Source organism: Mesorhizobium hawassense, from assembly GCF_003289945.1.
GTDB classification, from domain to species: domain Bacteria; phylum Pseudomonadota; class Alphaproteobacteria; order Rhizobiales; family Rhizobiaceae; genus Mesorhizobium; species Mesorhizobium hawassense.
On the sequence record NZ_QMBP01000023.1, the window covers coordinates 70433 to 82832 of the forward strand.

The following is a 12400-nucleotide window of genomic DNA, read 5'->3' on the forward strand; positions in this document are numbered from 1 at the left end:
GGCCGGGGATCGGTTGGTCCGTTGTTCGGCGGCGAAAGGGTTAGCATCGGATGAGCGAGAACACACCCGGACTGCCGCTTGCCGTGCATGAATATTTCGTGCTCGACGACCGTATTCGCGGTGTGCCGCCGGGCACGTCCGGATTGGACAGCGGCCTCGTAGCTGCGCAGGGCTGGCATCCGGCCGACGGCCGCATGTCGTTGCCGCTGCTCACGCTCGACGAGGTGGGCTTCACTTCCAACCGCGATCTGTTTCTGCGCTATGCCCGCGAGCACGGCGCCAAGGTCGCGCCGCACGCCAAGACGCCGATGGCGCCGGACCTTGCCCGCTCGCTGGTCGAGGCGGGAGCGTGGGGCACGACGATCGCCGATATCAGGCAAGCTACTGTGATGCTGAAAGCCGGGCTGACGCGGCTGATCATCGCCAATGAGGTCGGCGGCGCCGGCGGTGCGAGCCGGCTGGCGAAACTGATTGGCGCGTGGCCGGATGCCGAGCTTTACGTCTTTGCCGATTCGGTCGCGATCGTGCGGGCTTTGGCCGACGCCTGGCGCGGCAATGCGGAGCTTGCGCCGTTGCGCGTCCTGGTCGAGCTCGGCGCGGCGAGGGCGGGCGCGCGCACAACGGCCGAGGCCGAGGCGATCGCCGATGCCATCGCCGCCAGCGGCGGCCGGCTGCGGATCGCCGGCATCGCCACCTATGAAGGCGCCGCCGCCCAACCCGATCCGGTGCGCACCGACGAAGCGGTTTCCGCGCTGCTGGCCAGTGTCGGCGACATGTTCCTCAGGCTGCGCGCCCGTGTCGGCGGCGATGCGCCGCTGATCGTGACGGCCGGCGGTTCGGTCTTCTTCGACAAGGTCGTCGCGTTGCTTTCTCCCCTTGTCGCCAGGGACCTCAACGCGACGCTGGTGCTGCGCAGCGGCGCTATCTTCTTCCACGATCACGGCGTTTATGACCGTTCGCTCGGCGCGGTCGATGCTCGTGACGGCTTTACGGTCGGCGGCGCCGCTGCTTCGGCGCGGCGTTCGTTCCGCCCGGCGCTGCGCGTCTGGGCCGAAGTGCTGTCGCGGCCGGAACCGGGTCTCGCCATCTGCGGCATGGGCATGCGCGACGTCTCGTTCGACCAGGGGTTCCCGAAGCCACTCACTGTTTATCGTTCGGGCGAGAAGCTGCCCGCCGTGCCGGTGAAACCACAGGTAATCAAGCTGAACGATCAGCATGCTTTCTTGTCGCTTCAGCCGGGCGACGACATAGCCGTCGGCGATGTCGTCGAATTCGGCATTTCGCATCCCTGCACCTGCCTCGACCGATACCGCGTCATCTTCGGCGTCGATGAAAGCGGGCGCGTGGCACATGCCTTTCCAACCTATTTCGGCTGATCAGCCAAAGAAGAGAACCGCGAAAGGATCCGCTATGATCAAGTACTTCCAGTCCGGCTCCCGGATGTCGCAGGCGGTGGTCTATGGCGGCATGGTGCATATAGCCGGCCAGGTCGCCAACGATCGCAAGGCCGGGATCGAGTCGCAGACGAGCGACGTGCTGGCCAAGGTCGAGGCGCTTCTCAACGAGGCCGGCAGCAGCAAATCGAAGCTGGTGGCGGTCAATATCTTCCTGCCGCAGATCGGCGACTTCGAAGCGATGAACAAGATCTACGACGCCTGGGTCGATCCAACACGGCTGCCGGCCCGGGCCTGCGTCGAGGCGCGCCTGGCCGATCCGGACCTGCGCATAGAAGTCACCGCGGTCGCGGCAGTCTGAAGGGGGGAGCCATGCATACCGGCCTCGTCCACACGCTCGACTTCGACCGTGACGGCAAGACGCTCGGTCACTTGAGCATCCCGTTCTCGGTCGACCGCTCGCCCTATTTCCAGGTCAAGGTGCCGGTCTGCACCATCCGCAACGGTGAAGGTCCGTCGCTGCTGCTAATGGCAGGCAACCATGGCGACGAATATGAAGGCGAGCTGTCGCTCGCCAAGCTGATCCGCGGGCTGGAGCCCGACCGGATCAAGGGCCGCGTCACCATCCTGCCGATGACGAACGCGCCGGCGGTGATGGTGGCAAAGCGCTGCTCGCCGCTCGACGGCGGCAATCTCAACCGGGCTTTTCCAGGCGACCCATCGGGCACGCCGACGAGCCGGCTTGCGCATTTCCTGGAGACGGAACTGTTTGCCCGTCACGACGTCGTCTTCGACATCCATTCCGGCGGCACCTCGATGGAGCATCTGCCGACGGCGCTCGTCGAGCGCAACGCCGATCCCGAGCGGCACCGACGCGGCGTCGAACTGATGCGCACGCTCGGCATGCCTTATGGCTTTATCGCCGACAACGGCCAGGCGTCGCCGACCTCGATGGGCGCGGCGCGCCGCGCCGGTGCCATCGGCGTCAGCGGCGAATTCGGCGGCGGCGGCACGGCGACGGTCGAATCGATGGCCCTGACCGCCCGCGCGCTCGACAGCCTCATGGTTACGCTGGGCGTGGTCGAGACGCCGGTGCTGGCGCCCGGGGCCGAGCCGGCGGCGCCGACGCGGCTGCTTTCGCTTTCGCGGCACAGCCAGGGTCTCTACGCAACGCGGCGGGGCTGGTTCGAGCCGGCGGTAAAGCTCGGCGACAGCGTCGGCGCCGGACAGGTGGCGGGCTGGTACCATGATCTCGAGCGGCTGGAAGCCGCCGAGGAAGCCTTGCGCTTTGCCGAAGCCGGCATCGTGCTGTCGCGACGGCTGCACACCATGTGCGAGGCCGGCGACTGCCTGATGCAGGTGGCCGAACCCGTCGAAGGCTGACGACCAACAGGCGCCAGGCGGCGCCAGCAAACCGAGGACCAGCATGCAGCTTTCGATGTGGACCTATCCCTGGGACATTCAGGATATCGGTCTGGAGACGGTCGAGCGCGATCTTAAGCAACGCGCCGGGCTGAACATGATCAGCCTCGCGACCTCCTATCATGCCGGGCGTTTCCTGCAGCCGCGCAGCCCGAAACGGAAAGCCTATTTCCCGGAGGATGGCACGATCTATTTCAAGCCGACGGCGGCGCGATGGGCCGACCTGGCGATCCAGCCAAAGGTCGCGGATGTGATCGGCGAGGGCGGCGACGTGCTTGGCCAGCTTGTCCGCCGCCGCGAGGCAGGCGGGCCAGGGGTCTCATGCTGGACCGTGTGCCTGCACAACACGCGCCTCGGCATGCTTTACCCACAAGCCGTTACCCGCAATGCTTTCGGCGATCCCAACTACTACAATCTCTGTCCATCGCACGTCGATGCCCGCGCCTATGTTCGCTCGCTGGTCGCGGATATCTCGCATGGCTACAGGCCTGACAGGATCGAGCTCGAAAGCCCTTGTTTCATGGGCTTTGCGCATGAATACCATCATGAAAAGGACGGCGTCGGTCTGACGCCGGAAGACGATTTTCTCCTCTCGCTGTGCTTCTGTCCGTCCTGTCTGGATCGCGCGGCCAAAGCCGGCGCCGACGGCGAGGCGGCGCGAAAGCTCGTCGCGCAATGGATCGTCGAGACCTGCGAGCGCGCGGTGCCGGCGCGGCGCTTTCCCGATTTTCCGGCAGGTGGGCTCGATGTCTTCCGGCCCTGGCCCGAACTCCACGCCTATCTCGTCTGGCGCTTCGAGCCCGTCACAAGCCTCGTCGCCGAACTGCGCGAGGTGGCGCATCCGGCGACGAAGGTGCTTGTCATCGACCTCAAGGACGGCTGGCTCGGCGGCTGCGATCTCGCGGCGCTCGGCAAGGTCTGCGACGGGGCAATCCTGTGCGCCTACGACATGCAGCCGGACGACGTCGGGGAACTGCTCAAGGCTGGGCGGAAGGCGCTTGGCGCGGAGAAATTCCTCGGCACCGGTTACCGGCTGTTTTATCCGGAGATGTCCGGCCCCGACGTGTTGGCGGCGAAGGTGAAGCCGGCGAGGAGGCCAGACATCGACGGCATCAATTTCTACAATTACGGCTTGGTGCCCGCAGCGCGACTCGATTGGGTCGGCTCTGCGCTTTCGCCCTGAGCGGAGCAGCGGCTGCCTGCAACCGGGCCATGTTGCAAAACGGTGATGTTGAAGGAGGAACCTGCCGCCGGCGCTGGCGTTTTGAGTCTTCTGTCGCCTATACAGCCGCAAGCCGCTTTCCAATCCGCCCCACCGGGAGACATGAATCGATGAGGTCAACCGTCTCGCTCGCCCTTGCCGCCTGCCTGCTCAGCGCGACGGGTGCGCATGCCGACGAGGCGGGCTTCCTGCGCTCGCTGCAGGGAAAGTTCGCCGGCAAGGGAACGGTGCGGATCAGGACGACCTCGCCGATCATGAACATCACCTGCTCCTTTACGTCGGATGCCACGGCGGACTCGCTGTCGCTCGATGGCACCTGCCGCGCCTTGCTGATCATGACGCGCGAGATCCGGGCCGATCTGAAAACCGACGGAAAGACGTATACCGGCACTTATGTCGGCTCACGCAGCGGACCGGCAGGGCTCAACGGTGCTCGGGAAGGGGACGCGATAAACCTCGACATCCACTGGGCGAAGATCATCAATGGCGACCGTGATGCTGAGCTGACCGTCGAGAAGGTCGATGGCGACGATATGCGCATGACGGTCACCGACATGGATCCGGCCACGGGCAAAATGGTCGTGACGAGCCAAATCGACCTCAAACGCGCCAAATAGCTCCCCGGATATCGAAATACCCCAGCGTTACTCCTCGAGCGGCTCGGGCGGATTGGCGGCTCGGCCCTTGCCGAATGTGTAGCCGGTCTCGACCGCTTTCCTGCCGAATTTATCGCGCAGCGTGTCCATGGCGCTTTCGGCCAGTGCGCGCTTGCGCGACTGGACATCGACCAGATCGGGTGGATCGGCCTTTTCGTCGTCGGACAAGTCGCTGACGCCGATGCCGAGCAAGCGGAATTTGGTGCCGTCGGCTTCACGGCGCAACAGGTCGAGGCCGGTCTGGAAGATGCGGTCGGCAAGGCGGGTCGGATCGCCAAGCTGACGGTTGCGGGTGCGGAGCTTGAAGTCCTGCGTCTTCAATTTCAGCACCACGGTGCGGCCGGCAATGCCGGATCTTTTCAGTCGAGCCGACACTTTTTCCGACAGCCCGCGCAGCACCGGCACCAGTTCCGCCAGGGCGGCGATGTCGGTGTCGAAGGTGGTCTCGGCCGAGACGCTCTTGGCGTCGCCGTCGGGATCGACCGGGCGGTCGTCCTCGCCGCGCGACAGCCGATAGAGCCGGTCGCCCATCACGCCGTAGCGGCGCATCAGGTCGCCGCGCTCCATGCGCTGCAGCTGGGCGATCATGCGGATGCCGTCGCGTTCCAGCGTCGCGGCCAGCGCCTTGCCGACACCCCAGATCATGGTCACCGGCTGCGCGGCGAGAAAGCTTGGCGCCTCGGCCTCGCCGATCACCGAAAAGCCGCGCGGCTTGCGGAAATCCGAGGCGATCTTGGCCAGGAACTTGCAGTAGGAGAGCCCGGCCGAAACGGTGATGCCGAGCTCCTTTTCCACCGTCTGCGCAAAGCGCGCCAGCACCAGCGCCGGCGGCATGCCGTGCAGCCGCTCAGTGCCGGCGAGGTCGAGAAAGGCCTCGTCGATCGACAGCGGCTCGACCTGCGGCGTCAAGGCCTGCATCAACGCGCGGACCTCGCGCCCAACGCCGACATATTTTTCCATGTTGGGCGGAACGACGACGGCTTCCGGGCAGAGCTCGAGCGCCTTGAACATCGGCATGGCCGAACGCACACCCTGAATGCGGGCGATGTAGCAGGCGGTGGAGACGACACCGCGCCGGCCGCCGCCGACGATGACCGGCCTGTCCTTCAGCGCCGGGTTGTCGCGCTTTTCGATCGCCGCGTAGAAGGCGTCGCAGTCGATATGAGCGATCCTGAGCCGGTAAAGCTCGGCGTGGCGGACAAGGCGCGGGCTGCCGCAGCGATCGCAGCGACGCGTCTGCGAGTGCTGGAGAGCCAGGCAGTCACGGCAAAAACCGTGTTCGGGATTGTTGACAGGAGCCGCCATCACTGCGAACATAAAGAGAACAAGCGCAATGGTACGACAGCGCAGGGCTGGCAACAAGCTTGGCCTGGGGATGAACGCATGAGCACGACCATAGCCCCGCTTACCCCGGATCGTTGGGTTGATTTCGAGGACCTCTTCGGCAGGCAGGGCGCCTGCTATGGCTGCTGGTGCACGCATTTCCGACTGGCGCCGGCGGAACGCCGCGCCAGCGACAAGGAACGCAACAAGGATCACATCAAGGCGCGAATCGAGGCGGGCCCGCCGCCGGGGCTCCTGGCGTTCGAGGACGGCAAGGCCGTCGGCTGGATGCAGGTCGGCCCGCGCGCCGACGTGCCCGAGTGGAACAATCAGGGCAGGGGCTCGGCACCGGTCGACCCGGCCGATGCCGGCGACCCGAAGGTCTGGGCAGTCTCCTGCTTCTTCATCCGCGTCAAGGCAAGGGGCCGCGGCGTCTCGCATCGGCTCCTCGAGGGCGGCATCGCCTTTGCGCGTGAGAACGGCGCGAGGCTGCTGGAAGCCTGCCCGATCGACCTGTCACGCGATTCGCGCTCGATCGGGCTTTTCGTCGGCTCGTCGCGGGTGTTCGAGAAGGCCGGCTTCGAGAGGCTGCTCGAACGCAAGCCTGGCCGGCCGCTGATGCGGCTGGTGCTTTAGCCGGATGCGCTTTTGGCCTACAGTCGGCGTCTTGCGGCTGTAACGCTTCTTGCCTACCAGAAGCGGATTGTTTCGTCTTCCGAGACCAACGGAGAACCGACGTGAAGCGTGTTTTGCCACTTGCCTTTGTTCTTGCGCTCAGCGCGCCCGCCTTTGCCCAGACTGTCGACAGCCAGGGCGCCAAACAGCTTTCAGACAATCTGGCGCGCTATTTCGGCAAACAGGCGTTCGACAAGGGCGTACTCAAGGTCTCGGTCGAGGGCGACGCCTACAAGATCGCGCTCGACGTCAAAGCGCTCGTCAATGCTGTGCCGGAACAAAAGCTCCTGAAATTCGACATGGCGCCATATGCCTTGATGGTGAAGCCGCGCAGCGACGGGTCATGGGACGTCTCGTCGAATTTCTCGCAAGGCGCGTCGTTCGAGTTCGATGGGCCGCAGGGCCGTCAGAGCATGGACTTCGAAATCAAGGACGGCAAGTTGACCAGCGTCTACGACCCGGCGCTTGCGGCCTTCACCAATGCAACCAGCTCATTGGCCGGGATGACCATGACGTCCCGCGAAGCCAAACAGCAGGCCGATGTCTCGACCGGCCCCGGCACCGCCACAATTACTTCGAGCAAGTCCGCCAATGGGGGCGTCGACTTCACGGCCACGCAAAAAATCTCGAACTTCGTCGAGATGATCAAGGTCGATGATCCCAACAACGGATTAAACTTCCCGCTCACCCTGAAAACGCCGGAACTGTCGGTTGACGCGAACGGCAAAGGGGTGCGGACGAAGCCGCTCCTCGACCTGCTTGCCTTTGCCGTGGCCAATGAGGACGAGGCCAAACTCAAGGCGAACCAGGGCGAGCTCAAATCGCTGATGCTGGCTGCGCTGCCCGTCTGGGAAAGGATCGACGGCAATTACGGCTTCAAGGACTTCGAGGTGGATAGCCCTGTCGGCAAATTCGGGGCCGCGCAATTCAGCACGGCATTCGGCATGGACGGTGTCTCCCAGAGCGGCAAGGTCGACTACACGATCAAGGCCAGCGGCCTGACAATCCCGCATCAGACCCTGCCCGAATGGACCGTGCCGTTGCTGCCGACCGACATCGACCTCAACTTCGGCGGCGCCAATATCGATCTCGATACGATGGCGAAGAAGGCTATCGAAGCCTTTGATCTCAATAAGAATCCGCCGCTGTCGGATGAGTTCGGCAAGGCTTTGGTCGCCGATTTCAAGGCCAAGAATCCGAAGGTCGTGATCGCCCACAGCACGGTGAAGAACGGCAATATCGAGGTGGCGCTGGAAGGCGAGATGACGTTTCCCGGCGAGAAACCCGATGCGACCGTGACCATCGACGTCTCCGGCTATGACAAGATCGTCGACGCGTTGAAGGAAGGGGCCAAGAGCGATGAGCAGATGGCGCAGGCCTTCCCGTTTGCCTTGGCGGTCAAAGGCTTTGGCAAGACGCTGCCGGACGGCCGGCTGGAGTGGATGATCAACACCAAGGCCGATGGGTCCGTCACGGTCAACGGCGCCATGCTGAAGGGGCCGGATGCCGCCCCGGACGACAGCGCCGGTCAGAACGACAATTCGAACGGCGACGACGGCGCGAACGGAACGGACAATTCGACCGGCGGCGACGATTCGGACGGCGGCGACAACAATGGCGGTGCTGGCGCGAAGCTGCAGCCCTGAGCGATTGGCCTAAACCCCGAGCGCGGTCGCGATCTTCGGGACCGCCTCCCGCCAGTTGTCGACGGAGATGATGTCCTCGGGCACCGGCGGCAGGAAGGCGCGGAGCGCGTTGTCGGCCATCAGATGGAAGAGGTGCGCGTCCGCAACCGAGCCGCGCGCCGAGACCAGGTTGGAGGGCTGGTCGTCGACGAAGGCGACCGGCCGCCCCTTGGCGCCGCGCAGTTTGGCAATGGCCGGACCCTTGGCCATCTCCGTCGTCAGCAGCGGGTAGTCGAGCCCCAGCGCATCGAGATGCGCGCGGCGCACGGCGCGATGCTTGTGCGGCATGGCAGTCAGCATGACGATCTCGGCGCCTCGGCTGAGCAATTCCAGCGCATCCGCCGCGCCTTCGGTGATGCTTTGCCAATCAGCCTGATCGTCGAAGAAGTCACCAAGAAGCGCCGTTACCTCAGGCTGCTCGATCAGCCGGCCGGTTGCAGTCTCGGCGATGTTGCCGGTGAGGCGGAAGGAAGCCAGCGTCAGGCCGAAACCGCGCGACTTCAGATAGTGCGGGAAGGGCCGGATGAATTCCAGCACGACGTCGTCGACATCGAGCACCAGCAACGGCCGGTCATCGGCGGCAAGTTCTTCGATCTGCCGCGCCGTCTCGGGATCGTCGCTCATGTCGAGCGCTCGTGATCGTCGTCGCCGAGCGGGAGCGCGCGCAATGCCCTGCCGACGGCGGCAGGCGGCGTGCCGCTCTCCTCGGCGAAGCGCAGGAGTGTCGGCTCGTGGGCGAGGATGAACTGCAGGACGCCGGCAAGGAAGCCCGGCTCCGCGGCGGCCTTGCGGATCGAGTTCGCCTCGATGCCGGTGATCGCCAGGAAGCGGGGCAGAAGTTCCGGATCGGCGGCGACGAAGCCCAGCGCCTTGACGGCAATGGTTTCCGCTTCCTCGCGCATTGACGCTGCGTTCGCCATCATTACCTTTGCAATGGTGGATTTTTGAGTCTCTCCGCAGTAACGGCAAGCGACGCTTGCGGCAAGCCTCCACTCTCTCCCGTACAACGTCCGAAGGCGGAATTGGTGCAGCTTTTCCAACCTCCGGTTTCCGTTTCGTCAATCAAATTGGGCTAGAGTGGGAAAGGGTTGGGTGCGGTCCGAAGGGACGCATTGCGATCGCCTTCGGCTTCGAGGGTGATCGGGACGGGAAATTGATGGCTAAGAAGGTCATGATCGTCGAGGACAATGAGCTCAACATGAAGCTCTTTCGTGACCTCATCGAAGCCAGTGGTTACGAGACGGTTCGCACCCGCAATGGGCTGGAGGCGCTGGATCTGGCGCGCCAGCACAGGCCGGACCTCATCCTGATGGACATCCAACTGCCCGAAGTGTCCGGCCTGGAAGTGACCAAATGGCTGAAGGAAGACGACGAACTGCATTCGATTCCCGTCATCGCCGTCACTGCTTTCGCCATGAAGGGCGATGAGGAGCGCATCCGCCAGGGCGGCTGCGAGGCCTATATTTCCAAGCCGATCTCGGTGCCGCGCTTCATCGAGACGATCAAATCCTATCTGGGCGATGCCTGATGCCGAACACCAGCGGAACCGGAGCCTTTTGAGATGACCGCGCGGATCCTCGTCGTCGACGATATCCCCGCCAATGTGCGGCTGCTGGAGGTTCGGCTGCTCGCCGAGTATTTCGAGGTGCTGACGGCCAACAACGGCCCTGACGCGATCGAGACCTGCGAGAACGGCAAGGTCGACGTCGTGCTCCTTGACGTGATGATGCCCGACATGGACGGGTTCGAGGTGTGCAGGCGCCTGAAGAGCGATCCGGCGACCTCGCATATCCCTGTCGTCATGATCACCGCGCTCGATCAGGTCTCGGACCGGGTGCGCGGCCTGGAGGCCGGCGCAGACGATTTCCTGACCAAGCCGGTCAACGACCTGCAACTGATGACGCGCGTGAAGAGCCTGGTCCGGCTGAAGTCGCTGACCGACGAGCTCCGGCTGCGCGCCTCGACGACGCGCAATATCGGCATCGAGGAACTCCTGAGCCGCGATTTCGCGACCGAAGACGTCAAGCCGAAAGTGCTGTTGATCGACGAGCGCCGGTCTTCGGTCGAGCGCGTCCAGAAGATGCTGCGCAACAGCGCCGAGCTCGATGTCGCCACTGATCCGAATGCGGGATTCTTCCAGGCCGCCGAGACGCCCTATGAATGCGTGCTGATCTCGACCGCTTTTGCCGACTTCGATGCGTTGAGGCTGTGCTCGCAGCTGCGCTCGCTCGACCGCACGCGCTTCCTGCCGATCATGCTGCTGGCCGACGAAGGCGAGGAGGGCCGCATCCTGCGCGGCCTGGAACTCGGCATCAACGACTACCTGATCCGGCCGATCGACCAGCACGAGCTGACGGCGCGCCTGCGCACACAGGTGCGGCGCAAGCGCTACAACGACCAATTGCGCGCCAGCGTCGCCCAGACGATCGAGATGGCGGTGATCGACGGGCTGACCGGGCTGCACAACCGGCGCTATCTCGACAGCCATCTGCAGACGCTGTTCGACCGCGCCGTGGCGCGGCGGCGGCCGCTGTCGGTGATGATCACCGATCTCGACCGCTTCAAGTCGATCAACGATACCCACGGCCATGACGGTGGCGACGACGTGCTGCGCGAGTTCGCCAGGCGGCTGCGCAAGAATGTGCGTGGCATCGATCTCGCCTGCCGCTTCGGCGGCGAGGAGTTCGTCGTGGTGATGCCGGACACCGACGGTGCCGTCGCCGAGAAAGTGGCCGAGCGCATCCGCGCCGAGATCGCGCAAGCGCCCTTTGCCATTGGCACCGACGGCAAGATGATCGAGGTCACGGTCAGCGTCGGCGTGTCCTCGCTGCTGAAAGGGGCCGACAGCGTGCAAGCGCTGATGAAGCGCGCCGACGTTGCGCTTTATGAGGCCAAAAGCGGCGGGCGCAACCGGGTGGTCGCCAAGGCCGCCTGAAGCACTTCACGATCTTCCAGATTCGCTGCTCGTGCTTTAGATCTAGATTTTGCGCATGTCCCCCGTTTTGGAGACATGTTTGGCAAAAGGCGTCGATTCGCGGCCATCCCGACAGGGTTACAAATTTACCTTAACCCAAGCGATTCGCGAGCGGTGGTTAAGAAATGGTTGATTTTTATGAGGTCTTGCGCAAATCTGCGGCGCATAGACAGAAGACGAGGCCGGCAACGAGGGTAGACTAGCCGGCCCGATCCGAAAGATACCCCATGATGCTCAGGTCCGCCGCATCTCCTGGGTCCGTGGGGTCGGCCGGCCGGCGCTGGCACATAGTGGCCTCCTCGTACCGCTGCCAAACGCCGACCGGCCCCCTTTTTCCAAAGGACTAGAACCGACGGGGGAGCCTGCGCTGAAAGCGGCGCGGTTCCTTTGTCGTCCGGTCGTTTCCAAAAACAAAAAAAAGCCGCCCGGAGGGCGGCTCTTTGATTTCTCGGGATAACCAGATTATTTGATCTTGGTTTCCTTGAACTCGACGTGCTTCTTGGCGACCGGATCGTACTTGCGGAACGAGAGCTTGTCCGTCTTGGTACGGCTGTTCTTGCTGGTCACGTAGAAGAACCCGGTGTCGGCGGTCGACAGAAGCTTGATCTTGATGTTTGCGGCTTTGGCCATGATTTTCGTCCGTTAATGTTCGTGGAGTTTTGGCCGCTGGAGCACGGGGAAACACCCGGACGCGGGAAACTTGGCGCGACACATAAAGAACGCGCCCGGAAAGTCAAGCCCGGGCGCCTTTCTGTCGTAAGCACATGAGTTGTCCGGGTTAGGTAGCACACGAGTTGTCCGGTTTTATCGCCAGCGAATGGAGACTGGGGATGGGACGGACAGCATGGCTACAGGACCGGAGAATGCAGAAGTTTCGGGACGTTTTAAGCCGCTGGAATGGCGGCGATCTTTCGATGCTGGAGGCTGGTGAGCTACTGGGCATGTCGGAACGGCAATTTCGGCGTTATCGCGACCGCTACGAAGAGGCTGGGGAGGATGGCTTAAGGGACCGGCGTTTGGGCAAGCTTTCGACGCGTCGGGTGCCTGCG

14 protein-coding genes are annotated in these 12400 nt (G+C 63.9%); 10 read left to right on the top strand and 4 right to left on the bottom strand.

Translation table 11 applies throughout. From position 1 onward, the window contains the following. Window positions 1–50: 50 nt before the first annotated feature. The 5 genes from DPM33_RS31400 to DPM33_RS31420 all read left to right on the top strand — a co-directional run bounded on the left by DPM33_RS31400 (window position 51) and on the right by DPM33_RS31420 (window position 4655). Entirely contained in the window at window positions 51–1376 is a 1326-nt protein-coding gene (locus DPM33_RS31400; RefSeq protein WP_112101247.1) for an alanine racemase, read from the top strand. Between the two features lie 34 nt (window positions 1377–1410). Next, complete coding sequence (locus tag DPM33_RS31405; RefSeq protein WP_112101248.1) at window positions 1411–1755, top strand: RidA family protein; 345 nt, start codon at window positions 1411–1413, stop codon at window positions 1753–1755. 11 nt (window positions 1756–1766) lie between these two features. Then, window positions 1767–2777, top strand: a complete 1011-nt coding sequence (locus DPM33_RS31410; protein ID WP_112101249.1) for a succinylglutamate desuccinylase/aspartoacylase family protein — start codon at window positions 1767–1769, stop codon at window positions 2775–2777. Window positions 2778–2820: 43 nt separating this feature from the next. Beyond that, window positions 2821–3999, top strand: coding sequence for a hypothetical protein (locus DPM33_RS31415; RefSeq protein WP_112101250.1), 1179 nt, complete (start codon window positions 2821–2823; stop codon window positions 3997–3999). A 149-nt stretch (window positions 4000–4148) separates the two neighbouring features. Beyond that, entirely contained in the window at window positions 4149–4655 is a 507-nt protein-coding gene (locus DPM33_RS31420) for a hypothetical protein (protein ID WP_112101251.1), read from the top strand. Between the two features lie 27 nt (window positions 4656–4682). On the opposite strand, the gene DPM33_RS31425 is transcribed toward DPM33_RS31420, so the two are convergent. Then, a complete protein-coding gene (locus DPM33_RS31425) occupies window positions 4683–6011 on the bottom strand; it encodes a DNA polymerase IV (RefSeq protein WP_112101252.1) in 1329 nt (442 codons plus the stop codon). Between the two features lie 66 nt (window positions 6012–6077). Between DPM33_RS31425 and DPM33_RS31430 the strand changes: the two genes are divergently transcribed. Both DPM33_RS31430 and DPM33_RS31435 read left to right on the top strand, forming a co-directional pair. After that, a complete protein-coding gene (locus tag DPM33_RS31430; protein ID WP_112101253.1) occupies window positions 6078–6653 on the top strand; it encodes a GNAT family N-acetyltransferase in 576 nt (191 codons plus the stop codon). A gap of 101 nt (window positions 6654–6754) precedes the next feature. Further along, on the top strand, window positions 6755–8338 hold the full coding sequence (locus DPM33_RS31435) for a YdgA family protein (RefSeq protein ID WP_112101254.1): 1584 nt from the start codon (window positions 6755–6757) through the stop codon (window positions 8336–8338). Between the two features lie 9 nt (window positions 8339–8347). On the opposite strand, the gene DPM33_RS31440 is transcribed toward DPM33_RS31435, so the two are convergent. Continuing rightward, on the bottom strand, window positions 8348–9001 hold the full coding sequence (locus tag DPM33_RS31440; protein ID WP_112101255.1) for a hypothetical protein: 654 nt from the start codon (window positions 8999–9001) through the stop codon (window positions 8348–8350). Next, window positions 8998–9297, bottom strand: coding sequence for a DUF3572 domain-containing protein (locus DPM33_RS31445; RefSeq protein WP_112101260.1), 300 nt, complete (start codon window positions 9295–9297; stop codon window positions 8998–9000). Before DPM33_RS31445 ends, DPM33_RS31440 begins: the two co-directional genes overlap by 4 nt. A gap of 236 nt (window positions 9298–9533) precedes the next feature. On the opposite strand from DPM33_RS31445, the gene DPM33_RS31450 reads away from it, so the two are divergent. Together DPM33_RS31450 and DPM33_RS31455 are read left to right on the top strand one after the other, a co-directional pair. Then, a complete protein-coding gene (locus tag DPM33_RS31450) occupies window positions 9534–9905 on the top strand; it encodes a response regulator (RefSeq protein WP_027166515.1) in 372 nt (123 codons plus the stop codon). Between the two features lie 33 nt (window positions 9906–9938). Further along, window positions 9939–11312, top strand: coding sequence for a PleD family two-component system response regulator (locus DPM33_RS31455; protein ID WP_112101256.1), 1374 nt, complete (start codon window positions 9939–9941; stop codon window positions 11310–11312). 501 nt (window positions 11313–11813) lie between these two features. Here the strand turns inward: DPM33_RS31455 and rpmG are convergent. Further along, entirely contained in the window at window positions 11814–11981 is a 168-nt protein-coding gene (gene rpmG / locus DPM33_RS31465; RefSeq protein ID WP_006201775.1) for a 50S ribosomal protein L33, read from the bottom strand. A 233-nt stretch (window positions 11982–12214) separates the two neighbouring features. On the opposite strand from rpmG, the gene DPM33_RS31470 reads away from it, so the two are divergent. Beyond that, on the top strand, window positions 12215–12400 hold a 186-nt coding region (locus tag DPM33_RS31470), incomplete at its 3' end, for a helix-turn-helix domain-containing protein (protein WP_167449087.1).

Bases quoted from the DNA above. Each gene is read 5' to 3' on its own strand.
- DPM33_RS31400 (WP_112101247.1), top strand. From the start codon at position 51: ATGAGCGAGAACACACCCGGACTGCCGCTTGCCGTGCATGAATATTTC.
- DPM33_RS31405 (WP_112101248.1), top strand. From the start codon at position 1,411: ATGATCAAGTACTTCCAGTCCGGCTCCCGGATGTCGCAGGCGGTGGTC.
- DPM33_RS31410 (WP_112101249.1), top strand. From the start codon at position 1,767: ATGCATACCGGCCTCGTCCACACGCTCGACTTCGACCGTGACGGCAAG.
- DPM33_RS31415 (WP_112101250.1), top strand. From the start codon at position 2,821: ATGCAGCTTTCGATGTGGACCTATCCCTGGGACATTCAGGATATCGGT.
- DPM33_RS31420 (WP_112101251.1), top strand. From the start codon at position 4,149: ATGAGGTCAACCGTCTCGCTCGCCCTTGCCGCCTGCCTGCTCAGCGCG.
- DPM33_RS31425 (WP_112101252.1), bottom strand. From the start codon at position 6,011: ATGTTCGCAGTGATGGCGGCTCCTGTCAACAATCCCGAACACGGTTTT.
- DPM33_RS31430 (WP_112101253.1), top strand. From the start codon at position 6,078: ATGAGCACGACCATAGCCCCGCTTACCCCGGATCGTTGGGTTGATTTC.
- DPM33_RS31440 (WP_112101255.1), bottom strand. From the start codon at position 9,001: ATGAGCGACGATCCCGAGACGGCGCGGCAGATCGAAGAACTTGCCGCC.
- DPM33_RS31445 (WP_112101260.1), bottom strand. From the start codon at position 9,297: ATGGCGAACGCAGCGTCAATGCGCGAGGAAGCGGAAACCATTGCCGTC.
- DPM33_RS31450 (WP_027166515.1), top strand. From the start codon at position 9,534: ATGGCTAAGAAGGTCATGATCGTCGAGGACAATGAGCTCAACATGAAG.
- DPM33_RS31455 (WP_112101256.1), top strand. From the start codon at position 9,939: ATGACCGCGCGGATCCTCGTCGTCGACGATATCCCCGCCAATGTGCGG.
- rpmG (WP_006201775.1), bottom strand. From the start codon at position 11,981: ATGGCCAAAGCCGCAAACATCAAGATCAAGCTTCTGTCGACCGCCGAC.